Here is a 23,738-nt window from a genome sequence, read left to right on the forward strand (position 1 = left end):
GAGCCGCAGGACCTATCACACCCGCGACACCGACGATAGGAACATAACCACTCGGGATTGCCCGGTTACACAGCACCGTCGTCGCAAGGCTATTTGAGCCCCGCCACGATCATCACCACAACCGGCAACGTCAGCGCCGCCAGCAGCGTCCCCAGCGCCACCGCGCCCGACACCGGGTTCACCAGCCGCTTGTACTGCGCCGCGAAGATGTAGGCGTTCGCGCCGGTCGGCATCGCCGCGAACAGCACGATCACGCCGGCTGCGACCGGCGGCAGGCCCAGCAGCTTTGCCAGCACGAAGGCGGCCGCCGGCATCGCCAAGAGCTTGAGCGCGCTCATCACAACGACGCTCAACATCTCGCCCTTCACCTCGAACCGGAACAAATTGATGCCGAGCGCGATCAATGCGGCCGGCGATCCCGCCTGCGCGAGCAGCTCGATGGTCCGATCGACGACCGGGTTGAGACCGAGGCCGGTAAAACGCCAGATCACGCCGAAAACGATTCCGAGCATCAGCGGGTTGCGCGCGAGATCGGCGAGCACGGGGCGGATCACCGAGACGGCCGAGCCGGCACGCTCGCGGCTGACCAGCTCCATCTGCAAAATGCCGCAGAGCCAGAGCAGGGGCGTGTTCACCGACAGGATCAGCGACATCGGCCCCGCGGCCTCGTTGCCCAGCGCGGAGAGCACGAGCGGAATGCCGAGCATCACGATGTTGCCGTAGACCGAGCCGATCGCGAACACGACGCCGTCCTCGCGATCCTCGCGCCGTTCGCGCAAGCATGCCGAGATCGCCAGCGCCGCGATCCAGGTGATGGCGAGCGCGCCGTAATAGCTGCCCCACATCCGCCACGGGCTGACGTCCGGGAATTCCGAGACGACGATGGTGCGGAACAGCAGCGCGGGAATCGCGATGCTGAAGGCGAATTCGGAGATGCCCTTGTGCGCGGTCTCCGAGACGAAGCGAAACAGCACTGCGGCATAGCCGGCCGCGATCAGGGCGAACACCGGCGCGACGATCAACACGGTGGCCATGCGCCCCTCAACCTCTCGGGGAGCAGCCGACCACCCCACGCAACTCTCGATGATGACAGTATGCTCCTGTTTTGTCCGACGAGTCAAATCGATTTCGTAAAATCCGTAAAAATTGAAAATCCGCAGGGCCGCCAGGGCCGTCGCTACTGTGCATGGGGTTGTTTTCGTAGTTTTGTTGGAGGGGGCGTCGGGGGCCCGGGCCAATCCATCCCCCCACCGCTGTCATCCCCCGCGCAGGCGAGGGATGAAGTACGCCGCGGCCTCTCGGGGAACGTCCGGCGTCTCTGGAATACTGGGTCACCCGGTCCAGTGCGCAATTGCGCACAAGGCCGGGTAACGACAGCGGAGTGCGTGGCAGGCGCTGCCATCCGCCCTGTTGCCGAGACCGCACACGTCCGAGCTTTCGCCTCCGCCCTCGTTGCCAACGAACCGCCGTTCACCCACACTCCGGCCCGACTCGAATTTGGGGGCATCGATGCCGGCGTTTCGCTTTGGGAAGTCCGTTCTTGCTGCCACGGCCGGGGTCGCCCTGGCCGTCCTGATCCAGCCGGGCGTCAGCTTCGCCTATACGCAGGAAGAGCAGCAGGCCTGCACGCCCGATGCGATGCGGCTGTGCGGCGAGTTCGTGCCGAACGTCGATGCCATCACCACCTGCATGATCCAGAAGAAGGCGCAGCTCTCGCCGCAGTGCAAGCCGTTCTTCCGCCAGGGACCCGAGCCCGGCGAGGCCCGCGCCGGCAAGCCGGTCAACATCGCGCCCAAAACCGCGAAGAAGAGCACCAAGCCGGCGAAGGCGAGCAAGAAGAAGAAATCCGACGAGGGCTGAGCGCTTCGCAAGGCGTTCCTTCTCTGAAACTCCGTCATGCCCGGGCTCACCCCCGGGCATTTGCGTTTCCGCTGCGCGAGCCGCATCAGCTTGCCGACAGCCACCGGACTCCTTTTGTTCGCCGCCTCGCGCGCATGCTTGCGGCGATTACGCGCGCACGCGGTCGAAAAGAGACGCGCAACGGTTTGCGCGGCAAGGTTGCATTCCGCTTTCCCCTTCTCATTGCTCGAAAAAAGCGCGATTGCCCGGTTTACGGGATTGGTTGCTGTTCGTTTCTGTCGTCGCACGAAGCAGTGTGACTCAAAAGCCAACACGCTTTGTTATTTCGTGGCGGCGAGGCAACTCCTGGTAAATTTTTCTTTCCCGAATCAGCGCGGTGATTCATTTTCGTAGCCTGGGGTCAATCTGGAGGCCAAGGGTATGAACGTTATTGTTTTCGCATCGCGTAAAGGCGGCTCGGGCAAGAGTACCCTGGCCGCACATCTCGCCGCGCAGATCAAGGCGACCAAGCCTATCCTGCTCGTCGATGCCGATCCGCAAGGATCTCTCACGCTGTGGCACAAGCTGCGCGGCACCAACGAGCCGCCGATCAAGGCTGCGGTGAATTCCGTCAGTGGCATCGTCTCCGCTGCCAAGCGCGACGGTTATGAATGGGTGTTGATCGACACGCCGCCGAACCTGTCGGCCGTCGTCGACGACGCGATCAAGAACGCCACGATGGTGGTCATTCCCGCCCGTCCCGGCGTGTTCGACGTCAACGCGGTGCAGGAAACCATCCAGATGTGCCGCGCGGCGCGCAAGCCCTACGCGGTCGTGCTCAACGGCGCGCCGGCCCGCCGTGACGAATCCGAAAGCCCGATCGTCACCATCGCCCGCGAGGCGCTGGCCAAATTCCGCGCTCCGGTGTGGGGCGGTCAGATCACCAATCGTTCGGATTTGTTGATGGCACTCAGCCACGGCGAAGGCGCGCGTGAGTATCAGGCCGAGAGCCGTGCAGCCCAGGAAATTGCAAGGCTGTGGGCGGCGATCGAGCGTTCAGTGAAGGCCATCCGCGGCACGGCGTCGGCGTCCGGCGCAATGCACAAGCAGGCGGCATAATTCAAAAATCAATCCCCGGACGAAAACGCGCGGCTGTCCGCGCGTTTTGCGTTTCTGGGATGGCTGATGAGGTCAGGCCACCATCAGCATGTAGAACACGATCACCGGCGACAGCGTCAGGATCACCGACCAGATGCCGACGGCCCAGAGAATGTCCCCGGTGGTGAAGTTCTGCTCGGTGGACAAGCTCCGCTGTGCGCCGAAATGCGACGCCATTTCATTCTGACTATTCACAAACGCCCCCGCGATTTCTTCGCTTATGGGCATCGACGCTAAACGGGATGTTTTAAAATTCCGGATCGCAATCCCCTGCGCATTTTGAGCGCATTTGCCACCTCGGTTTAACCATCCCGCGCGGGATCCGCCTCAGACGAGCCAGACCCGAAACACCAGCACCGGCATCAGGCCGAGCATCACCGCCCAGAACCCGAATGACGATACGACGAGAATTCCCTGCAAGAGATCGGCGGGCGCGAATTGGCTCGCGGCCGTAGGCCGGGTGCGATGCCCCATGGATATTCCCCCTTCGGTAGACTTTGAAGGAAAACGATAGGGGCGGATGCGTAAACGAGACGTAGATGCGCCATGCGGCAACTGCGAAGGGAGTTCGCGCGCGGTTAACCACGGTAACGCTGCTTACCCTCCCCTGGAGGAGGCCGTCCAGGGGAGGGTAGGCGAAGCGCTACGCCGCGACTTTCATCCGCCGCTCGATCTCGCGATCGATCGTGGCGGCGAGCTCGCTGCTCACTTCCACCATCGGCAGGCGCACTTCGGGGCTGTCGATCAGGCCGCTGCGCCACAGCCAGTATTTTGCCGGCGCAGGGCTCGGCTCAGTGAACAACAGGCGCGTCAGCTCGGCGACCTCGTGCCAGCGCGCCCGCGCGGCATCATGGTTGCCGCGCTTCGTCTCGGCGTACACGGCTGCGAACGTCGCGGTCTCGACATGTGCCGACAGCACGATGCCGCCGTCGGCACCGTCGGTGAGCGCCTCGAGATAGTTCGCATCCTCGCCGGTCAGCACGCGAAATTCCTTCGGGCGGTCGCGCAGCAGCGCGATCGACTGCTCGCGGCTCGCGCCGCAATCCTTCAGGCCGACGATGTTTTGATGCTCGGCGAGCCGCAGCATGGTCTGGTTGGTGATGTTGACCGAGGTGCGATAGGGGATGTTGTAGAGCGCCAGTGGCCAGGCGGCGTGATCGGCAAGTGCTTCGAAATGAGCCAGCAGCCCGCGCTGTGACGGCCGTACATAATAGGGGCTCGCGATCAGATAACCGTCGATCGGCCAGTCCGCGGTCTCATCGAGACGATCCCTCAGCCGCGAGGTGTCCGCGCCTGACAGGCCGAGGCAGACCGGGACGTTGCGGCGCCCCGCGGCCATCTCGTCGCGCACGATGGCGACGAGGCGTTCGAGCTCGGCATCGCGCAGCGTCATGCCTTCGCCGGAGGTCGCCCCTAGGATGAAGCCGTCGACGGCGTGCGCGCTGTAGTGCCGCGTCAGCCGCCGCAGCGAGGTCTCGTCAAGCTTGCCGTCGCGGAACGGGGTCACCAGCGGCAGCCAGAGTCCGTGCAGATGTGTTCGCAGGTCAGTCATGTTCCATCTCCTTCTCGGGAAAAAAACCTGAGACGGAGGGCACATGAAAAAACCCCGTCCAGGCGGCGGGGTTTTCGGGATTTGGCTCGCGATGACGAAGTCAGTGTTAGCGCGCGCAAAAATCCGAGGTCCCCGGGAGGGGGCCTTTTTTCGAGACGATTGCGCACGACTTCGTGATCATTTGGAAATGATGCGGGGTATGCCCAAAACTGTCAATACACGCGGAAGGTGAAAGCCGAATGGGACAGAAAAAAAGCCGGACCCAGAGGGCCCGGCTTGAGGTATTGGCCACGTGAGGCCGACACAATCACCTTCCAAGAGGGATTACTGAACTCCCGCGCCACTGGAGGAGGGGGACAAATGCGCAACGCGAAGGCTCAGCGTGCAGCCAGTATGGGCTTGACGAGCGCCATGCAGCAAGCGTCGAGGCCGCATGTCAGACATGCGGAAATCAGGACGGCCAGCGCTGCGCCTTGCTCACCACGAAGTCGCGGAACACTTGCACGCGTGCGACCGTCTTCAACTCCTCGGGATAGACGAAATACGTGTCGAGCTGGATCGAATCCGATTCGCCGAACAGCTGCACGAGTTTGCTTTGTTCCTCGACGAGGTAGTCGGGCAGCGCCGCGATGCCGAGGCCCTGCTGACACGCGCGCACGAGGCCGAGGATGTTGTTGACCTTGAAATAGGCTTCGCGCGGACCCGAGCCGTTGCGCCCGGCTTCGATCAACCAGTTGCGGTTCTGCAGATGCGGCGCGAAGGTGCCGTCGGAGAGCGTGATGATGCGGTGGGAGTCGAGCTCTTCCAGCGTGCGCGGCGTGCCGAAGCGCTTGATGTATTCCGGCGAGCAATAGGCGTGGAAGCCCATCGCGAAGAGCTTGCGCTGAATCAGATCCGGCTGCGTCGGCTTGCGGGTGCGGATAGCGACGTCCGCCTCGCGCATGGAAAGATCCAGCTCCTCGTCGGTGACGATCAGCGAGATCCGGATCTCGGGATACAGCGCGGTGAATTCGCCGAGCCGCGGGATGAGCCAGTTGATGCCGACGCCGGGCGTGGTGGTGATCTTGAGATCGCCGCTCGGCCGCTCGCGGCTGTCGGTCAGTTTGGCGCGCGCCGCCTGCAGCTGCATGAACACGTCATGCGCAGTACGGAACAAGAGGTCGCCCTGTTCGGTGAGGATCAGGCCGCGGGCGTGGCGGTGGAACAGCGAGACCGAGAGCTCCTGCTCCAGGGCCGAGACCTGGCGCGACACCGCCGATTGCGACAGGCCGAGCTGCTCGCCCGCATGCGTGAAGCTGCCCGCTTCCGCTGCCGCGTGAAACACCTTCAGCTTGTCCCAGTCCATATCCGTAAATCCGTCGCGTGTTCGAGGCATGATCTTTATTCCGCTGCGGCGCGCTCGCTGGCGCGCAAGGCCAGGAAACGTTCGGCTTCGAGTGCTGCCATGCAGCCGAGGCCGGCGGCCGTGACGGCCTGGCGATAAGTCTCGTCGGCGACGTCGCCGGCGGCGAACAGGCCGGGCACCGAGGTCGCGGTCGAATTCGGTGCGACCTCGACGTAGCCGGACGGTTTGAGCTTGATCTGGTCCTTGACGAGCTCGGTCGCCGGCGCGTGGCCGATGGCGACGAACACGCCGTCGGTCTTCACATCCGTGAGGGCGCCGGTCTTGACGTTCTTCAGCCGCACATGGGTGACCTTGTTCGGGTTCTCGGTGCCGCAGATCTCGTCGATGGCGGAGTTCCAGACCACTTTGATCTTGGGGTGCTTGAACAGGCGCTCCTGCAGGATGCGTTCGGCGCGGAAGTGATCGCGACGATGCACAATGGTGACCTGCGAGGCATGGTTGGTCAGGTACAGCGCTTCCTCGACCGCGGTATTGCCGCCGCCCACCACCACGACGTCCTTGCCACGGTAGAAGAAGCCGTCGCAAGTGGCGCAGGCCGACACGCCGCCGCCCTGGAATTTCGCCTCGGAGGGCAGCCCGAGCCAGCGCGCTTGCGCGCCGGTGGCGAGGATCACGGCTTCGGCGAGATAGACATCACCGCTGTCACAAGTGAGGCGGAACGGCCGCTGTGAGGTGTCGAGCTTGATCACCAGGTCGGAGACGATTTTGGTGCCGACGTGGACCGCCTGCTTCTCCATCTGCTCCATCAGCCAGGGGCCCTGGATCACGTCGGCGAAGCCCGGATAGTTCTCGACGTCGGTGGTGATGGTGAGCTGGCCGCCGGCCTGTATGCCCTGGATCAGGATCGGCTCGAGCATCGCGCGCGCGGCGTAGATCGCCGCCGTGTAGCCGGCGGGGCCGGAGCCAACAATCACGACCTTTGCATGAACAGGAGCGGACATTTCGATGGACGCCTTTCACGGGGGATTTGCAGCGCGGGCGCGGAACGTGCCGGGAGGCCTCGCGGAGGCGCTGAAATATCAGAGCTAATCTAAGCCTTCTGGTGAGCTATGCAAGAATTGCATTCCCTGTCGGCGGATTTTTCCAACAGGGAACAAAAGTCGATTGCGCTGCACGCGCAATAAAATTGCGCTAACGGTGCGGACTGGGTTATGAGGATTGCGACAAACCCACCCAATACCGCCGCAAAGGCCAGGAGTTCCATTCACGTGTCGCGGAACCTAGACGAGATCGACCTGAAGATTCTCACCGAGATCCAGGCCGACGGTCGAATCACCAATGTCGAGCTGGCCAAGCGCGTCGGCATCTCGCCGCCCCCCTGCCTGCGCCGGGTCCGCGCGCTGGAGGAGGAGGGCTATATCCACGGCTATCGCGGGCTGCTGGATGCCCGCAAGCTCGGTTTCGACGTCACGGTGTTCGCCGCCGTGCACCTGTCCAGCCAGGCCGAGGCCGATTTGCGCGCCTTCGAGGAGTTCGTCCGCGCCGAGCCCCTGGTGCGGGAATGCTGGATGCTGTCGGGCGAGGTGGACTTCATCCTCAAATGCGTCGCCCCCGATATGGCGACCTTCCAGGATTTCGTGACGCATCTCACCGCGGCGCCGCATGTGCGCAACGTGCGGACCTCACTGGTGCTGCATAACTCGAAATACGAGGCGGCCGTGCCGCTGGACGTGAAGGGAAGGCGGTAACTCGCTCCGCTCTCGTGCCCCGGCTCTGCGCTGCAACGCTAAGGCGTTGCAGCGCGTTCGGGACACGAGAGTCGGCGTCGCTGCTGCTCCACACGCCGTCATTGCGAGCGCAGCGAAGCAATCCAGAATCCCTCCGCGGCGGCAGAACTGGATCGCTTCGCTGCGCTCGCAATGACGAGGATGAGGCCGCGTGTCTTACTCATGCAAGCAACACGCAGAAACAAAAAGGCCGCGCAGATCGCGCGGCCATTTCAAAACATCATCACACGCAGCGGCAAATCCTTACCGCCACTCCACCTTGGTGATCTCATACGCCTTGGCGCCGCCTGGGGCGTTGACCTCGACGGTTGAGCCTTTCTTTTTGCCGATCAGCGCGCGCGCGAGCGGCGAGGTGATGGAGATGCGGCCCTTCTTGGCGTCGGCCTCGACCTCGCCGACGATCTGCCACACCGTCTTCTTCTCGGTGTCCTCGTCGACCAGCGTGACAGTCGCGCCGAACTTGATGGTGTCGCCGGACAGTTTCGAGATGTCGATAATGTCGGCGCGCGCGAGCTTGTCCTCGAGCTCGGCGATGCGGCCTTCATTGTGGGACTGCTCTTCCTTCGCGGCGTGATATTCCGCGTTCTCCGACAGGTCTCCGTGCGAACGCGCCTCGGCGATATGCTCGATGATCCGCGGACGATCCTCCGACTGGCGCTTCTTCAATTCTTCCCCGAGCGCGGCAAAGCCGCCCGCTGTCATCGGAACCTTTTCCATCTCTTCTCTCGTCCTTCGGTCGCGCGCGCCCCACAAAAACGGAAGGCGCGGCAACCTTGATTCGTCAGTGCTTCCGGCGCGTACACGCGGCCACCGGAACGTTATGTGGGCTTGGCGCCGGAACAGAACAACCACATGGCCGGACAGTTCCTCCGGCCATTGTGGCTTCATCGCCAATCACTTAGCAGCGGCTTCGCCGCCGCTGGCGATCAGGTTTCCGAAAAGTAGCTCTGCAGGGTCCGAACCTCAAGGTCCCCGCCCAGATAGGCGCGGATGCCCTGCGCGGCCGCCACGGCCCCGGAAAGAGTGGTGTAATACGGCACTTTATGCAAGAGGGCCGCGCGACGCAGCGAACGGCTGTCGGCGAGCGCTTGCGGGCCTTCAGTGGTGTTGAGGACGAGCTGGACGTCGCCATTGGTGATGGCGTCGACGATATGCGGCCGTCCCTCCAGCACCTTGTTCACCTTCTCGGCCGGGATACCCTGATCGGTCAGGAAGCGCGCCGTGCCCGAGGTCGCCAGCACCTTGAAGCCAAGAGAGTGCAGTTGGCGCACGGCGTCGGCGATGCGGACCTTGTCGCTCTCGCGCACCGAGACGAACACCGTGCCCTTGCGGGGCACCCGCGTGCCGCCGCCGAGCTGGCTCTTGGCAAAAGCAACGGCAAAAGAGCGATCGATGCCCATGACCTCGCCGGTCGAGCGCATCTCCGGGCCGAGCACCGTGTCGACGCCGGGGAAGCGGGCGAACGGAAACACCGATTCCTTCACGCCGACATGCTTGAAGTCGGCCTTCTTCAATTTGAAGTCGGCGAGCTTCTCGCCGGCCATGATGCGCGCCGCAATCTTGGCGACCGGCGTGCCGACCACCTTGGCGACGAACGGCACCGTGCGCGAGGCGCGCGGATTGACTTCGAGCACGTAGATCTCGCCGTCCTTGATCGCGTATTGCACGTTCATCAGGCCGACGACGTCGAGACCGAGCGCCAGCTCGCGGGTCTGCCGCTCCAGCTCCTCGATCATCTTGGCATCGAGCGAGTGCGGCGGCAGCGAGCAGGCAGAGTCGCCGGAATGGATGCCGGCTTCCTCGATGTGCTCCATGATGCCGACGATGAAGGTGTCCTTGCCGTCGCAAAGGCAGTCGACATCGATCTCGGTGGCGTCGGACAGATAGCGGTCGAACAGCAGCGGGTTCTTGCCGAGCACGGTGTTGATCTGGCCGGTCTTGTCGTTCGGATAGCGCGCCTTGACGTCGGCCGGCACCAGCTCCGGCAGCGTGCCAAGCAGGTAATCGCTGAGCTGGTTCTCCTCGCGGATGATCTGCATTGCGCGGCCGCCAAGCACGTAGGAGGGGCGTACCACCAGCGGCAGGCCGAGATCGGTCGCGACCAGACGCGCCTGCTCGACCGAATAAGCGATGCCGTTCTTCGGCTGCTTCAGACGCAGCTTGTCGAGCACGCGCTTGAAGCGGTCGCGGTCTTCGGCGAGGTCGATGGCATCGGGTGAGGTGCCGAGGATCGGCACTTCGGCAGCCTCGAGTGCGCGCGCGAGCTTGAGCGGGGTCTGGCCGCCGAACTGCACGATCACGCCGTGCAGCGTGCCGTTGGTGCGCTCCTTCGCGATGATCTCCAGCACGTCCTCGGCGGTGAGCGGCTCGAAATAGAGCCGGTCGGCGGTGTCGTAGTCGGTCGACACCGTCTCCGGGTTGCAGTTGACCATGATGGATTCGTAGCCGGCGTCATGCAGCGCGAAGCAGGCGTGACAGCAGCAATAGTCGAACTCGATGCCCTGGCCGATACGGTTCGGCCCGCCGCCGAGAATGATGACCTTCTTCTTGTCGGACGGCGAGCTCTCATCCGCGGGCGCACCCGCGAACGGCGACTCGTAGGTCGAATACATGTAGGCGGTCGGCGAGGCGAATTCGGCCGCGCAGGTGTCGATGCGCTTGTAGACCGGGCGGACGTCGAGCGCGTGGCGCTTCGCCGTCACCTCGGCCTCGGTCGTCTGCGCGATCACGGCAAGCCGCGCGTCGGAGAAGCCCATGGCCTTGAGCGTGCGCATGCCGAAGGCGTTGCCCGGCAGGCCGTTCTTGCGGACCTTGTCCTCCATGTCGACGATGCCGCGCATCTCGGCCAGGAACCAGGGATCGATCTTGCAGGAGTTGAAGATCTCTTCGTTGGACCAGCCGAGCCGCATCGCCTGCGCAACTTGCAGCAGGCGGTTCGGCGTCGGCGTGCCGAGCGCGGCGCGCACGGCATTCTTGTCGTCGTGCTGGCCGAGCCCTTCGATCTCGATCTCGTCGAGGCCGGTGAGACCGGTCTCGAGCCCGCGCAACGCCTTCTGAAGACTTTCCTGGAAGGTGCGGCCGATCGCCATGACTTCACCGACCGACTTCATGGACGTCGTCAGCGTGGTGGAGGCACCAGGGAATTTCTCGAAGGCGAAGCGCGGCACCTTGGTAACGACGTAGTCGATGGTCGGTTCGAACGAGGCCGGCGTGGCGCCGCCGGTGATGTCGTTGGCGATTTCGTCGAGCGTGTAGCCAACCGCGAGCTTGGCCGCGACCTTGGCGATCGGGAAGCCGGTGGCCTTCGACGCCAGCGCGGAGGAGCGCGACACGCGCGGGTTCATCTCGATGACGACCATGCGGCCGTCTTCGGGATTGACGCCGAACTGCACGTTGGAGCCGCCGGTCTCGACGCCGATCTCGCGCAGCACCGCCAGCGAGGCGTCGCGCATGATCTGGTATTCCTTGTCGGTCAGCGTCAGCGCCGGCGCCACCGTGATGGAATCGCCGGTGTGCACGCCCATCGGATCGAGGTTCTCGATCGAGCAGACGATGATGCAATTGTCTTTCTTGTCGCGCACCACCTCCATCTCGTACTCTTTCCAGCCGAGCACGGATTCTTCGATCAGCACTTCGTTGGTCGGAGACGCATCGAGGCCGCGCTCGATGATGTCGAGGAACTCTTCCTTGTTGTAGGCGATGCCGCCGCCGGTGCCGCCCATGGTGAAGGAGGGGCGGATGATCGCGGGCAGGCCGATCTCGGAGAGCGCCATCAGCGCTTGTCCGAGTGCATATTCCTGGTAGCGCTTGCGGCGATCGCCTTCGCCGAGTGTCCACTGCCGCTCGAGTTCTGCGAGCGCTGCGCCCGATGCCTTCGCGCGTTCGGCCTGGTACTTGTCGCGGAAGGACTTCTTCAGGGCGGAGGCATTGGCGAGCCGCGACTTCGGCGTCTCGAGCCCGATCTTGGTCATGGCCTCGCGGAACAGCTGGCGGTCCTCGGCCTTGTCGATGGCATCAGCGGTGGCGCCGATCATCTCGACGTCGAACTTGTCGAGCGTGCCTTGCTGGCGCAGCGACAGCGCGCAGTTCAGCGCGGTCTGGCCGCCCATGGTTGGCAGCAGCGCGAAGCCGCCGGGAATGACGTGACGTTCCTTCTCGATGATCTTGGCAACGATCTCGGGCGTGATCGGCTCGATATAGGTCGCATCGGCCAATTCCGGATCGGTCATGATGGTCGCCGGATTGGAATTGACGAGGACGATGCGATAGCCCTCTTCCTTCAGCGTCTTCACCGCTTGCGTGCCCGAATAGTCGAACTCGCAGGCCTGGCCGATCACGATGGGGCCGGCGCCGATGATCAGGATGGTGGTGATGTCTGTACGTTTGGGCATCAACTCTCGCCGAAGTGGAATTTGGGCACAAAAAAAGGGCGCGCTTGCCGCGCGTCCCCTTGAGCCGAGAGCGCGGGGCCTTCCCTCGCGCGCGGGTGGGTCTTAGACCAGTTTTCGGGGCGGCGAAACCCCGAAAAACGCCCATCAACCGGCAATTTTGACGGGTTTTGGCCGGGCCTGCCAGCCTCGGGCGAGGTGCACCAGAAGCGAGGCCGCAACGCTCGATCCGCCGATCCAGCCGAGGTCGTTCGGCGAGAGGGTGGCCAGCACCGCACCCCCTAAGGCACCGCCGATGGCAAAGCCCAGATACATCGAGGAGGCATTGAGCGAGAGCGCGATCATCGCGGCCTGCGGTTCGATCCGGATGATGCTGGCGATCTGGGCCGGATAGAACGCCCAACCCGAAATGCCCCAGAGGAAGATCGCGCCCAGCACCGCATAATGCGCCTGCCCGGGCATCAATTTGAGGACCAGTGAGTGCAGGATCAGGGCGCTGGCCATGCCGGCGAGGCCCAGGGCGGCGGTCGTCATCGTGCCGAGCCGGTCGGCGAGGACGCCGCCAAGCATGTTCCCGATCGCGGCCGCACCGCCAAAGACCAGCAGTGCCAAGCTGATCTGCGAGGCATCGAAACCGAGGCCGTGCAGCGGGACCGCGAAATAGGTGAATACGGTGAAGCCGCCGAGCGCCCATAAGACCGTGATCACAAGCGCGATCAGCACGTTGCTGTGACGCGCCACCACCAGCCGATCGGCCAGCGAAGCGGTGTTGTGCGGCAGGCCTTTGGGCAGGCCCAGCAAGAGGCCGGCGAGCGCAACAGCGCCGATCACGGCGACCATCGCAAAGGTCGCGCGCCAGCCGAACAGGCTGCCGACGAGATTGCCGAGGGGAACACCGATGACGGTCGCAACTGTGAGTCCCGACGTGACCAGCGCCACCGCGCGGCCGCGCCGTTCAGGCGAGGCGACCGCCACGGACACCGCGAGGGCCGTCGGCATGCAGAGCCCGGAGCCCAGCGCCATCAGCATGCGCGAGGCCAGCAGCAGGGCGTAGTTGGAGGCCACCATGGCCGCGAGGTTGCCGGCGATGAAGGTCGTCAGCGCCAGCGCCAGCACGGTGCGGCGGTCGATGTTGTTCAGCGTCACCGCCAGGATCGGCGAGCCGACCGCATAGGTGAGGGCGTAGGCGGTGACCAGTTGCCCGGCGGCCGGGACGGAAATCGAAAGGTCGGTGGCGATGGAGGGCAAAAGCCCTGCAATGACAAAGCCTTCGGTGCCGATCGCGAAGGCCGCCAAGGCCAGCCAGAACACGCTCATTGGACGATATCCCTATGTTCAACACTTATTGAACTATCGAATGCGCAAGCGGAGGAGTCAATTGGTTCAAGAACTATTGAACATTGCGGCCACTTCGCTATGATTCCCCGATCATGAGCCGCACGCCTCTCCACCCCACCCGCGAGCAGATCGAGCTGCCGATGGTTCTGGATTGTCTGAGCGATCCGATCCGGTTGGCGATCGTCTACCAGCTTGCCCAGCAGGAACGTGTCAGCAGCGAACTCTGCTGCGGCGACTTCTACGCGCTCAGCGGCAAGTCCAACCTCGCCTATCACTTCGCCAAGCTGCGCGAATGCGGCGTTATGCAGACGCGCGTAGCCGGCACCAACCGCTTCATGCGGTTGCGGCGCGAGGATCTGGACACGCGCTTTCCGGGCCTGCTCGACGCGGTGCTCAGCTCAGCGGCCAAGGACGCGGAGAGGCTTCAGCTGCTGTCGGAGTGTGATGTAGTTGAAGCGGATTGAGGTCTCGGGCGGGCAGTCCGTCTTCGCGTGCCCGTCTTCGCCCTTCGGGCTTCGTCGCGGCAGCCTTCGCCACCATAGGCTCGCCGAGCCGAAGCTGGCGGAGCCGGCGAAGGCTGGAGACCCGGCCTGGATTTGAACCAGGATAAAGAGCGATGCACCGCCCTCGCGTAGACGCTTCCGCCACCGGGCCGTTGCAATCATTGCCGATCGGGCTGCGACAAGCCACCTCAGCCAATTGTTATGCTTAACGGACCCAAGAAGCCTAACGGACCAGAGGCGGCCGCGCGATGATGGTCATGCGCCAGCGATTATGGCCGATATTGGTGTGCGCGCGCTGTGCCGCAAAGCCTGCCGCGGTGAGCTTTGCGAGGATCTCGTCCTCGCTGTAGCGCTGCAGCCCGATGCGCGAGCGCAGATGACGGTAGTCCGACAGCGCGGTGCTGATCAATCCGACCAGCGCGTCCTTCAGGAAGCCGTGACGCAGGCCGAAGCTGAGCAGCGCCATCACATCCCTGAACATGCCGACATTGGGCTGCAAGATATCGCCGAGCACCAGCTTTCCGGACGGGGTCAGGATGCGGCGAATGTTGAGCAGCGCGGCATCGAGTTCCGCCGGCGTCATGTATTGCGCGACTGAGTTCATGACGACGAGGTCGATCGACTGATCCTGCATCTTGCGGACGTCGTCGAGCGAGCGGACGCGGATTTTCGTGTTCGGCGCAAACCGCGCGATCAGCCGGCCGCGTACGCCGGGGGCGGGCTCGGCGAGGATCAGCTTGCCGCAGGCCGATGCTACCTGGCTCGCCGACAGCGCCTCGCCGCAGGCATAGTCCAGCACCGTCGCCTCGGGCGAGGAGATGTAGCCGACGATGTCCCGCGCGATGATCTGGAAGTGCAAATCGCGATGCAGCTTGCTGACATAGATCGTATGCGTGGAGTCGTAATAATCGATCCAATCGTCCATGGTATCCCGCCCGGCGGTTCCTATCTAGGAACCGCGCTGCCCGCCTTGCGTTAGGGGTGCGACAGCGCGCCGTCAATGTCCGCGTCCTAACAGGAAGGTCTCCCGTGAGCAAAACCAACAATAAGGTCTCGCCCGATCTCGACACCCCCACAGATCTGCAGCCCGATGGGGTCAAGAAGGTTTCCGAGGCGCTCAACGTGCTTCTGGCCGATGCATTTGCGCTGTATCTGAAGACCAAGAATTTCCACTGGCACATCAGCGGCCGGCATTTTCGCGACTACCACCTGCTGCTCGACGAGCAGTCGGACCAGATCTTCGCCACCACCGACCAACTCGCCGAGCGCGTCCGCAAGATCGGCGGCACGACGCTGAAGTCGATCGGCCAGGTCGCAAAGCTCCAGACCATCAAGGACAACAACGAGGATTACGTTCCGCCGCGCGAGATGCTGCGCGAGCTGATGCAGGACAACAAGCACGTCACGGCCGCGATGCGCAAGGCGCACGAGGTCTGCGACGAGGCCGGCGACGTCGCCAGCGCCAGCATTTTGGAAAACTTCATCGACGAGACCGAGCGCCGGACCTGGTTCCTGTTCGAAGCGACAAGACAGGAAGGCGGCAACGAGGCGTAAGGGCAGTGTGTAGGGTGGGTTAGCTGAAGGCGTAACCCACCACTGTGTATTTTCGCGGAAGCAGAAGAGGGTGGGTTACGCTTCGCTAACCCACCCTACAGCACTACGACACCTGCGCTCTTGGCTATCGCCACAACCGCATCAACGCCCCATCCTTGCCCGTGACGGGATCAGCCGGCGGCAGCGCAACCTTTGGAATCGTCTTCAGCGCTTTCGCGTGGTTCTCCGGCGTAGCGCGGGTGATCTCCATCTTGCTGCCCGGCGGATAAGCGCCGATCACGCAGAAATCGCCGCTCGCCTTGATGCATTGATGCCCCGTGCCTGCGGGGAGAATCGCGACATCGCCGGCTTTGATCTCCAGCTCCTGGCCATGATCGCCGCCGAAGCGGACGAGGGCGCTGCCACGCGCGACGCCGAGCACCTCGTGCACGGTCGCGTGATAGTGCAGATAATCGTAGACGCCATTGCGCCACGTGCCGCCCCAGCCGTTCGCTTCGAACAGGTTTTCGATCGTCTCTTCCGGCTGCTTTGGATCCAGCTTCACCACTGCCTGGTAGACCAGGAAGGGAAGGATGTTGTTCGGCACGAGCCCGTCATCCTCGAAGACGATGGCGAGCGGTTCGGCATTGTCGCGAACAGCGGACATGGCTGGGCTCCGGAAGAAGACCGTGCACTGTTAACCGACGTCGCCCGGATTGCGTTCCTCTCGTGTCCCGGACGCGATGCAGCGCGAAGCGGTGCGTCGCTGAGCCGGGACCCAGAAATGCCGGCATGGGCCCCGGTTCAGCAGCGCATCACGCCGCGAAGAGCGGCGCGCTGCATTGCGCCCGGGGCACGCAGGAGAAAGCGCGGCTTACGCGCTCTTGTTCTGCCGCATCAGATCCGCAAAGCGCTGGAACAGATAGTGCGAGTCGCGCGGGCCTGGCGATGCTTCCGGGTGGTACTGCACCGAGAACACCGGCTTGCCGTCGAGCTGGATGCCGCAATTGGATCCGTCGAATAGCGAGATGTGGGTCTGCGTCGCGCCCTTCGGCAGCGTGTTCTCGTCCACGGCAAAGCCGTGATTCATCGAGGTGATCTCGACCTTGCCGGTGGTCTCGTCCTTCACGGGATGATTGGCGCCGTGATGGCCCTGATGCATCTTCTTGGTCTTGGCGCCGACGGCGAGGCCGAGCATCTGGTGGCCCAGACAAATCCCGAAGGTCGGTGTGCCCGACTTGATGACGTCCCGGATCACAGGCACGGCATATTTGCCGGTCGCGGCCGGATCGCCCGGACCGTTCGACAGGAACACGCCGTCCGGCTTCATCGCCAGAATGTCTTCGGATGAGGTCGTCGCCGGCACAACCGTCACCTTGCAGCCGACGCCGGCGAGCAGGCGCAGGATGTTGCGCTTGATGCCGTAGTCGATGGCGACGACGTTGAACTCGGTCTTGTCCTGGCGGCCAAAGCCCTTGTCCCACAGCCAAGGCGTCTCGTCCCAGGTGAAGCGCTGGCCGGAGGTGACCATCGGCACGAGGTCCATGCCCTCGAGGCCGGGCCATTCGCGCGCTTCTTCCTTCAGCCCATGCAAATCGAACTCGCCGTCCTTGGCGTGCGCGATCACGGCGTTGGGCATGCCCTTGCTGCGGATCAGCGCAGTCAGCGCACGGGTGTCGATGCCGGAGAGGCCGATGATGCCGCGCGCCTTCAGCCACTGGTCGAGGTGCTTGGTCGCGCGGTAGTTCGAGGGATCGGTGATCGCGGTGCGCAGGATCACGCCGCGCGCGCCTGGTGTCGCTGCCATGTTCACCGTCTCGATATCTTCCTCGTTGGTACCGACATTGCCGATATGCGGGAAGGTGAAGGTAATGAGCTGGCCGGCATAGGAAGGATCGGTGAGGATCTCCTCATAGCCGGTCATCGCGGTGTTGAAGCAGACCTCACCGACGGCTTGGCCTTCGGCGCCGAGACCAAAGCCCTCCAGCACCGTGCCGTCGGCAAGCACCAACAGCGCGGTCGGTTTGTGGTCCGGCCAAGCGGGATCATTGTCATGTTGTGTCATGAGCCCGGTTCATAGTCTCCGCAGACGCCGGCGTCAAAGCGGAGATGCGCCGATTCACATGCGTTTTTGCATATTTGACAGCCCGTCTCGGGCACTTAAGCTCGGCGGCACAATTTCCGGCAAATTCCTGGGCTCGCGAGGCAATAATGGACCAGACCACCCCGATTCTGCTGGTTCCGGGGCTGGCCTCCTCGGCCCGGATCTATGCCCCTGTCATCCCGGCGCTGTGGCGGTTCGGCCCGGTGATGGTCGCCAACCATATCCGCGATGACAGCATGGCGGCGATCGCCCGGCGGGTGCTGAGCGAGGCGCCGCCCCGGTTCGCGCTTGCCGGCCATTCCATGGGCGGCTACATCGCGCTCGAGATCATGCGTCAGGCGCCCGAGCGGGTTTTGAAGCTCGCACTGATCAACACCCAGGCCCGGCCCGATACGCCGGAGGCGACCGCGCGCCGCCGCGGCCTGATGGAGCGGGCGAAGCGCGGCGAGTTGCGCGCCGCGCGCGAGGAGATGTTTCCCGAATTGGTGCATCCCTCGCGCCGCGACGACATGTCGATCCGCCGGCTCGTTCATGAGCAGGGCGAGGACGTCGGCATCGAAGGTTATCTCCGCCAGCAGACCGCGATCATCGCGCGGGTGGATTCGCGGCCGACGCTTTCGACGATCAAATGCCCGACGCTGGTGCTGACCGGCGATCAGGACAACACCATTCCGAATGCGTTCTCGAAGGAAATGGTGGAGCGCATTGCCGGCGCAAGGCTCGTGATCCTCGATCGCTGCGGGCACCTGCCGCAGCCGGAGCAGCCGGAAGCCACAGCGCGGGCACTCGCCGAATGGCTCGAGGGCTGAGCCGCGAGCTCACCCGCAATAGGCGGCCTTGGTCCACAGCGGCAGGAGGAGGCCCACCATGACAATATCGATCAGGTAAAGGGCGCGCCTTGCCCTCGGCGAGACTGGCTTCGTTGAGTGCTCGCCTTCATAGACCACGAGCGGATTGAAATTCGTCTCCCAGCCGAGCCTGTAGGTCAGCAAGGAGATAAAGTCGTAGACTGGCAGGTACAGCAAGAGGGTCAGAAACAGGCCATTCACGGCCATGGCGAGCCCGGTGGAGCTGGTCTCGCTCGCAAAGCCCGGCAGCGTGTCGCAGGCGTAGGGGCCGAAGCGGCTTCCCCAGAGCACCCCGACGCAGACCGCCAGCATGGCGAGATGCTTTCCGGTCTTCATGCAAGCACCTATATTGAGCCCGGATCTTGTTGTAGACCACGAGTCTTTCCGGACTGTTTCCAAGACAGGTTTGAAGTGAGGCGATCATGCTGCGCGACGACATCAACAATGCGGTCAAGGAGGCCATGAAGGCCAAGGACGAGCGCAAGCTCTCCACGCTGCGCATGGTCAACTCGACCATCAAGAACGCCGACATCGACGCCCGCGGGCAGGGCAAGCCGCCGCTGAGCGATGCCGATCTGCTCGGTGTGTTTCAGAAGATGATCAAGCAGCGCCAGGAATCGGTCGAGCTCTACGACAAGGGCGGCCGCGCCGAGCTCGCCGCGCAGGAGCGCGAGGAGATCGCGGTGATCTCGGCCTACCTGCCGAAGCAGATGGCGGACGACGAGGTCAAGAAGGCGATTGCGGACGCGATCGCCGAGACGGGCGCCGCCGGCATGAAGGACATGGGCAAGGTGATCGCGGTGCTGCGCGCGAAGTACGCGGGACAGATGGATTTCGGCAAGGCGTCTGGCCTCGTGAAGGCAGCGCTGTCGGGCTAGCTGCTTACCCTCCCCTTGAGGGGTCCGGGACGAGCGTAGCTCGCCCGTGGGTCGATCGCGCGTAGCGCGAGCGGGGTGGGGTGATCTCTCCACTCGGGCACTGCTTCAATGGAGAGACTGTCACCCCACCGGCACCTTTGATGCGGCGCGCATCCGGTCTACTCTCCACCGAGAGAAACAATCGGGAGGCAACCGATGACCGCCGTCAAACCGTTTCGCATCGCCATCAGCGACGACGTCCTCTCCGACCTGAAGTCGCGGCTCGCCCGCACGCGCTGGCCCGAGGCGGAGCTGGTAGATGACTGGAGCCAGGGCGCGCCGCTGAAATGGATCCAGGAGATCTGCGCCTATTGGGCTGATGGTTACGATTGGCGCGCCCGCGAGGCAAAGCTCAACCGCTTCGAGCAGTTCACCACCGAGATCGACGGGCTCGACATCCACTTCATCCATGCCCGCTCGAAAGAGCCAAACGCACTGCCGCTGATCATCACGCATGGCTGGCCCGGCTCGATCGTGGAATTCCAGAAGGTGATCGCCCCGCTGGTCGATCCCGTCGCGCATGGTGGTAATCCCGCTGATGCCTTCCACGTGATCTGCCCCTCACTGCCGGGCTTCGGCTTCTCCGCCAAGCCTAAGACCACCGGTTGGGGTGTCGATCGTATCGCTGCGACCTGGGCGAAGCTGATGGACCGGCTTGGCTACGCGCGTTACGGCGCGCAGGGCGGCGACTGGGGTTCGGCGGTGACGACCTCGCTCGGTGCGCAGGACCCCACGCATTGCGCCGGCATCCACATCACGCTCGCCTTCAATTCGGCGCCAAAGGTCGAGGGCGAGCCGACGGCCGAAGAGAAGCGCGCGCTCGCCGGCCTCAAGCATTATGTCGATCTCGACTCCGGCTACTCAAAACAGCAATCGACGCGGCCGCAGACGCTCGGTTACGGCCTGACGGATTCGCCGAGCGGGCAGGCGGCGTGGATTTTGGAAAAGTTCTGGGCCTGGACCGATTGCAACGGGCACCCTGAGAACATTTTTGATAGGGACGAACTGCTCGACAACGTCATGCTCTATTGGGTGACCGGGACGGCGACCTCGTCCGCGCGGCTCTATTGGGAGAGTTTTGGCAAGCGCCGGACGACGCCGAAGGTCGGCGTGCCCACGGGGGTCGCCGTGTTCCCGAAGGAGATCATCACGCCGGTGCGGCGCTGGATGGAGCCGAACTTCCTGGACATCACCCATTGGAGCGAGATGGAGAAGGGCGGGCATTTCGCCGCATTCGAGCAGCCGGAGCTGTTCGTGCGGGATGTCAGGAAGTTTTTTGCGACGGTGCGGTAACTACGCACTCAGACGTCACGCCCGGGCTTGTCCCGAGCATCCACGCGCTTAAAGTGGCCGCCAAGCAAGAAGAACGTGGATGGCCGGGACGAGCCCGGCCATGACGCCGAGAATACGGAAACGATCCAAGCCCATGCTGACCGAAGCCACAACCTACGACGAGCTTTACCGCAACTTCCGCTGGGACGTTCCGGCGCGCTTCAACATGGCGGAGGCGTGCTGCGATCGCCATGCCGACGGCACCGGCCGCCTCGCGCTGCTCTATGTCGACGAGAACGGCGCGACCGCGCGCACCTCGTTCGACGAGGTCGCGGAGATGTCGCGCCGCTTCGCCAATGTGCTGAAGGCGGATGGGCTCGGCCGCGGCGACCGGCTCGCGGTATTTTTGTCGCAGTCGCTGGAGCTGCCGGTCGCGCATATGGCGGCGTTCCGTTCGGCGATGATCTCGATCCCGCTGTTTGCACTGTTCGGCGAGGACGCGCTGGAATTCCGTCTGTCGAACTCGCAGGCCAAGGCGATCGTCACCGACGAGGGCGGCTGGGAGAAGCTCGCAAAAATCCGCGACCGGCTGCCGGACCTGAAGAGCGTCTATATAGTCGGCGAGCGCGCGCCATCAGGCACGAAATCGTTTTGGGATGCGGTCAAGGCTGCATCACCCGATTTCACGCGCATCGATACGTCATGCGATGATCCCGCCCTGATCATCTACACCTCGGGTACGACAGGCAATCCGAAGGGCGCGCTGCACGCGCACCGCGTGGTGCTTGGTCATCTCCCCAATGTCGAGATGTGCCACAACTTCCTGCCGCGCCCCGGCGATCTCATGTGGACGCCGGCGGACTGGGCCTGGATCGGCGGGCTCGTCAACGGCCTGTTCGCATTCTGGTATCACGGCATTCCCTTGGTCGGGCACCGTGCGCGAAAGTTCGAGCCGCAGGCGGCGATGCAGATGATGGCCGATCTCGGCGTGCGCAACGTCTTTCTGCCGCCGACGGCGCTCAAACTGATGCGGCAGGCCGGCGTGAAGCACTCCGGTGTGAAGCTGCGCAGCATTTTTACCGGCGGTGAATCCCTCGGCGGCGAACTCTTGGGCTGGGTGCGCGAGACTTTTGGAATCGACGCGCATGAAGTGTTCGGCCAGACCGAGTGCAATCTCGTGATCGGCAGCAACTCCAATTTGTTTCCGATCCGACCGGGTTCGATGGGCAAGGCGACGCCGGGTTTTGATGTGCGCATCGTCAACGACAAGGGCGAGGAGCAGCCGAGGGGACAGCGCGGCATCATCGGCGTGCGTCAGCCGTGTCCGTGCACCATGATCGAGTACTGGCGCAATCCGGACGCCACGGCGAAGAAATATGCCGGCGAATTCCTGCTGACCGGCGATCTCGGCGTGCAGGATGAGGACGGCTATTTCTGGTACGTCAGCCGCGAGGACGACGTCATCACCACCGCCGGCTACCGCGTCGGCCCGTCCGAGATCGAGCACACGCTGATGAAGCATCCGTCAGTGGCGATGGCGGCGGTGGTCGGCATTCCCGATCCGATCCGCACCGAATCGATCAAGGCCTGGATCGTGTTGCGCCCGGGCTTTGCACCCGGCGATGCGCTCGCCCGCGAGATCCAGGAGTTTGTGAAAGTGCAGCTCGCCGCGCATGAATATCCGCGCTTCGTCGAGTTCGCGGAGACGCTGCCGATGACCGCCACGGGAAAGGTGCTCCGGCGCGAGCTGCGGGCGAGAGGTTAGCGTCAGACAATGCCAAAGACCTCTCAAGCCGCAGGGCTTCACCGCGCCTCGCTCGACAAGCTGCATGATCTCGATGCAGCATTGGAGCTGATGTATTACGGCTGGCGCGGAATGACGCTGGAGGCGGACGATTATCTTGCCAGGCAAGGCCTGTCGCGTCCGCACCACCGCATCCTCTACGTGGTCGCGCGCCGGCCCGATATCGCGATCGGCGCGCTGATCGAAATCCTCGGCATCTCCAAGCAGGCCCTGAACCGGCCGCTCAATTTGCTCCTGGAGCGTAAGCTCCTGACCTCGAAGCGGTCGCCCGAGCAGCATCGCTCCAAACTGTTGCGCCTGACGGTTGCGGGGCAACGCATCGAGCAAAAGGCGTCTGACCACGAGCGCAAAGTCATGCGCGCGGCATTTGATCGGGCCGGGGTGTCAGGCGCGGCGGCATGGATGGCCGTCATGGAGGCAATCGCCGACAACAACTGACTATGTATCAAGTCAATATAGTTGACATGAGGGGCGAGCTTTGCCACTTTCCGGCCAACCAGCCAGGGGAGGGCCGCGTCATGAGCGGGCAGACGCCGTGAGCGCAGAGAAGATGGATCGCGCAGCCGCCGAGCGCTTTGTCGCGGCCTGGTGCGCAAGCTGGTGCCGGGTCGACATCGACGCGGTCGTCGCGCATTTTGCCGACCATGCGCAGATGCGCAGCCCTCTCGCGTTGACGCTGACCGGCTCTCCCACCGTCACCGGCGCCGAGAACATCCGCGGCTATTGGCGGAAAGCCTATGGCCACATCGAAAGCGCCGACCTGAAGATACTCAGCTGGAGCTGGGACGAGGCGATCGCGCGCCTGACGGTGTGGTGGCAACTCGGCGACACCCGCGCCAGCGAATTCATGGACTTCGACGATACGGGCCGTGTGGTGCGCAGCGAAGTCTTTTACGGAAAATGATCATGCATCTTTCTGATTTCGTCCTGCTCCTCAACGCGCTCTGGTTCGGTGGCGCCTTCATCCAGTTCAGCATTGCCCAAGGCAACACGCTGAAGATCCTCTTGCCGCGCGAAGAGCGCAGTAACCCGATCGCGCCGACGCTTGCGGCGAGCGTGGCGTTCCTGGGCGGGATGAATCTGCCGATCGGGCTGCTGTCGTTCTATCTTCTGGCCGCGCGACCGGCTTTCTTCCAGCCGGTCGAAGCGCAGCTCGCGCTGTTCTTGTTTTTCGCCGCCTGCCATTTCAGCCAGTTTATCTACAACGTTCCGGTCCTGATGCGCGGCGGCCGCGTCGGGGTGGCCTATTGGCCGGTGTTGAAAGGCCCCATGCTCAGGATCTTCGTCATCGACGCGGCCCTGTTCGCGGCCAATCTCGGTGTCGCGCTCCTGCTCGTGTCTTCTTCCTGA

Annotated in this window: 25 protein-coding genes; 12 read left to right on the forward strand and 13 right to left on the reverse strand. The window is 63.7% G+C overall.

The features are described 5' to 3' along the window. Positions 1–89 precede the first annotated feature (89 nt). Positions 90–1,034, reverse strand: coding sequence for an AEC family transporter (locus B5V03_RS03020; protein WP_129267797.1), 945 nt, complete (start codon positions 1,032–1,034; stop codon positions 90–92). Between the two features lie 475 nt (positions 1,035–1,509). On the opposite strand from B5V03_RS03020, the gene B5V03_RS03025 reads away from it, so the two are divergent. Together B5V03_RS03025 and B5V03_RS03030 are read left to right on the forward strand one after the other, a co-directional pair. Then, the gene (locus B5V03_RS03025) at positions 1,510–1,860 is read left to right on the forward strand and encodes a hypothetical protein (RefSeq protein ID WP_129267798.1); all 351 of its coding nucleotides are present in this window, start codon (positions 1,510–1,512) and stop codon (positions 1,858–1,860) included. Between the two features lie 420 nt (positions 1,861–2,280). Continuing rightward, positions 2,281–2,958, forward strand: coding sequence for a ParA family protein (locus B5V03_RS03030; RefSeq protein WP_027551806.1), 678 nt, complete (start codon positions 2,281–2,283; stop codon positions 2,956–2,958). Between the two features lie 72 nt (positions 2,959–3,030). Here B5V03_RS03030 and B5V03_RS03035 read toward each other — a convergent pair whose 3' ends face one another. From B5V03_RS03035 to trxB, 5 genes are all read right to left on the reverse strand, one after another. Further along, positions 3,031–3,225 carry a hypothetical protein gene (locus tag B5V03_RS03035; protein ID WP_129267799.1) on the reverse strand — a complete coding sequence of 65 codons (195 nt, stop codon included), beginning with the start codon at positions 3,223–3,225 and terminating at the stop codon, positions 3,031–3,033. A gap of 99 nt (positions 3,226–3,324) precedes the next feature. Further along, positions 3,325–3,471 carry a hypothetical protein gene (locus B5V03_RS41300; RefSeq protein WP_164987752.1) on the reverse strand — a complete coding sequence of 49 codons (147 nt, stop codon included), beginning with the start codon at positions 3,469–3,471 and terminating at the stop codon, positions 3,325–3,327. 169 nt (positions 3,472–3,640) lie between these two features. After that, complete coding sequence (gene dapA / locus B5V03_RS03040) at positions 3,641–4,549, reverse strand: 4-hydroxy-tetrahydrodipicolinate synthase (protein WP_129267800.1); 909 nt, start codon at positions 4,547–4,549, stop codon at positions 3,641–3,643. A gap of 451 nt (positions 4,550–5,000) precedes the next feature. Then, complete coding sequence (locus B5V03_RS03045; protein ID WP_074117119.1) at positions 5,001–5,924, reverse strand: LysR family transcriptional regulator; 924 nt, start codon at positions 5,922–5,924, stop codon at positions 5,001–5,003. 5 nt (positions 5,925–5,929) lie between these two features. After that, positions 5,930–6,895: a thioredoxin-disulfide reductase gene (gene trxB, locus B5V03_RS03050; protein ID WP_129267801.1), complete on the reverse strand. Its 966-nt coding sequence runs from the start codon at positions 6,893–6,895 to the stop codon at positions 5,930–5,932. 267 nt (positions 6,896–7,162) lie between these two features. Here trxB and B5V03_RS03055 point away from each other — a divergent pair, with 267 nt between their 5' ends. Further along, on the forward strand, positions 7,163–7,642 hold the full coding sequence (locus tag B5V03_RS03055; RefSeq protein ID WP_027547667.1) for an Lrp/AsnC family transcriptional regulator: 480 nt from the start codon (positions 7,163–7,165) through the stop codon (positions 7,640–7,642). A 282-nt stretch (positions 7,643–7,924) separates the two neighbouring features. On the opposite strand, the gene greA is transcribed toward B5V03_RS03055, so the two are convergent. The 3 genes from greA to B5V03_RS03070 all read right to left on the reverse strand — a co-directional run bounded on the left by greA (position 7,925) and on the right by B5V03_RS03070 (position 13,386). Beyond that, positions 7,925–8,398 (reverse strand): transcription elongation factor GreA, encoded by a 474-nt coding sequence (gene greA, locus B5V03_RS03060; protein ID WP_007596674.1) that lies wholly within the window; start codon positions 8,396–8,398, stop codon positions 7,925–7,927. A gap of 209 nt (positions 8,399–8,607) precedes the next feature. Then, positions 8,608–12,072: a carbamoyl-phosphate synthase large subunit gene (gene carB, locus B5V03_RS03065; protein ID WP_129267803.1), complete on the reverse strand. Its 3,465-nt coding sequence runs from the start codon at positions 12,070–12,072 to the stop codon at positions 8,608–8,610. A 144-nt stretch (positions 12,073–12,216) separates the two neighbouring features. Continuing rightward, on the reverse strand, positions 12,217–13,386 hold the full coding sequence (locus tag B5V03_RS03070; RefSeq protein ID WP_129267804.1) for an MFS transporter: 1,170 nt from the start codon (positions 13,384–13,386) through the stop codon (positions 12,217–12,219). A 113-nt stretch (positions 13,387–13,499) separates the two neighbouring features. Here B5V03_RS03070 and B5V03_RS03075 point away from each other — a divergent pair, with 113 nt between their 5' ends. Continuing rightward, a complete protein-coding gene (locus tag B5V03_RS03075; protein ID WP_129267805.1) occupies positions 13,500–13,871 on the forward strand; it encodes an ArsR/SmtB family transcription factor in 372 nt (123 codons plus the stop codon). Between the two features lie 262 nt (positions 13,872–14,133). Here the strand turns inward: B5V03_RS03075 and B5V03_RS03080 are convergent, their stop codons facing one another. Further along, positions 14,134–14,835 (reverse strand): class I SAM-dependent methyltransferase, encoded by a 702-nt coding sequence (locus B5V03_RS03080; RefSeq protein ID WP_129267806.1) that lies wholly within the window; start codon positions 14,833–14,835, stop codon positions 14,134–14,136. 104 nt (positions 14,836–14,939) lie between these two features. Here B5V03_RS03080 and B5V03_RS03085 point away from each other — a divergent pair, with 104 nt between their 5' ends. Then, a complete protein-coding gene (locus B5V03_RS03085) occupies positions 14,940–15,464 on the forward strand; it encodes a Dps family protein (protein WP_129267807.1) in 525 nt (174 codons plus the stop codon). A gap of 124 nt (positions 15,465–15,588) precedes the next feature. Here B5V03_RS03085 and B5V03_RS03090 read toward each other — a convergent pair whose 3' ends face one another. Both B5V03_RS03090 and carA read right to left on the reverse strand, forming a co-directional pair. Further along, positions 15,589–16,110: a hypothetical protein gene (locus tag B5V03_RS03090; RefSeq protein ID WP_129267808.1), complete on the reverse strand. Its 522-nt coding sequence runs from the start codon at positions 16,108–16,110 to the stop codon at positions 15,589–15,591. Between the two features lie 207 nt (positions 16,111–16,317). Continuing rightward, the gene (gene carA / locus B5V03_RS03095) at positions 16,318–17,508 is read right to left on the reverse strand and encodes a glutamine-hydrolyzing carbamoyl-phosphate synthase small subunit (protein ID WP_129267809.1); all 1,191 of its coding nucleotides are present in this window, start codon (positions 17,506–17,508) and stop codon (positions 16,318–16,320) included. A 146-nt stretch (positions 17,509–17,654) separates the two neighbouring features. Between carA and B5V03_RS03100 the strand changes: the two genes are divergently transcribed. Next, positions 17,655–18,356: an alpha/beta fold hydrolase gene (locus B5V03_RS03100; RefSeq protein WP_129267810.1), complete on the forward strand. Its 702-nt coding sequence runs from the start codon at positions 17,655–17,657 to the stop codon at positions 18,354–18,356. Between the two features lie 9 nt (positions 18,357–18,365). On the opposite strand, the gene B5V03_RS03105 is transcribed toward B5V03_RS03100, so the two are convergent. Next, on the reverse strand, positions 18,366–18,731 hold the full coding sequence (locus tag B5V03_RS03105) for a hypothetical protein (RefSeq protein WP_129267811.1): 366 nt from the start codon (positions 18,729–18,731) through the stop codon (positions 18,366–18,368). An 86-nt stretch (positions 18,732–18,817) separates the two neighbouring features. Between B5V03_RS03105 and B5V03_RS03110 the strand changes: the two genes are divergently transcribed. The 6 genes from B5V03_RS03110 (at position 18,818) to B5V03_RS03135 (ending at position 23,738) form a co-directional block, all read left to right on the forward strand. After that, positions 18,818–19,273, forward strand: a complete 456-nt coding sequence (locus B5V03_RS03110) for a GatB/YqeY domain-containing protein (protein WP_129267812.1) — start codon at positions 18,818–18,820, stop codon at positions 19,271–19,273. A 195-nt stretch (positions 19,274–19,468) separates the two neighbouring features. Continuing rightward, positions 19,469–20,605: an epoxide hydrolase family protein gene (locus B5V03_RS03115; protein ID WP_129267813.1), complete on the forward strand. Its 1,137-nt coding sequence runs from the start codon at positions 19,469–19,471 to the stop codon at positions 20,603–20,605. 133 nt (positions 20,606–20,738) lie between these two features. Continuing rightward, entirely contained in the window at positions 20,739–22,349 is a 1,611-nt protein-coding gene (locus B5V03_RS03120; RefSeq protein ID WP_129267814.1) for an acyl-CoA synthetase, read from the forward strand. A gap of 9 nt (positions 22,350–22,358) precedes the next feature. Then, entirely contained in the window at positions 22,359–22,826 is a 468-nt protein-coding gene (locus tag B5V03_RS03125) for a MarR family winged helix-turn-helix transcriptional regulator (protein ID WP_129267815.1), read from the forward strand. Positions 22,827–22,923: 97 nt separating this feature from the next. Then, the gene (locus tag B5V03_RS03130; RefSeq protein WP_245502150.1) at positions 22,924–23,292 is read left to right on the forward strand and encodes a hypothetical protein; all 369 of its coding nucleotides are present in this window, start codon (positions 22,924–22,926) and stop codon (positions 23,290–23,292) included. Between the two features lie 2 nt (positions 23,293–23,294). Beyond that, a complete protein-coding gene (locus tag B5V03_RS03135) occupies positions 23,295–23,738 on the forward strand; it encodes a hypothetical protein (protein WP_129267816.1) in 444 nt (147 codons plus the stop codon).

The organism is Bradyrhizobium betae (assembly GCF_004123905.1).
In the GTDB taxonomy this organism is placed as follows: Bacteria; Pseudomonadota; Alphaproteobacteria; order Rhizobiales; family Xanthobacteraceae; genus Bradyrhizobium; species Bradyrhizobium betae_A.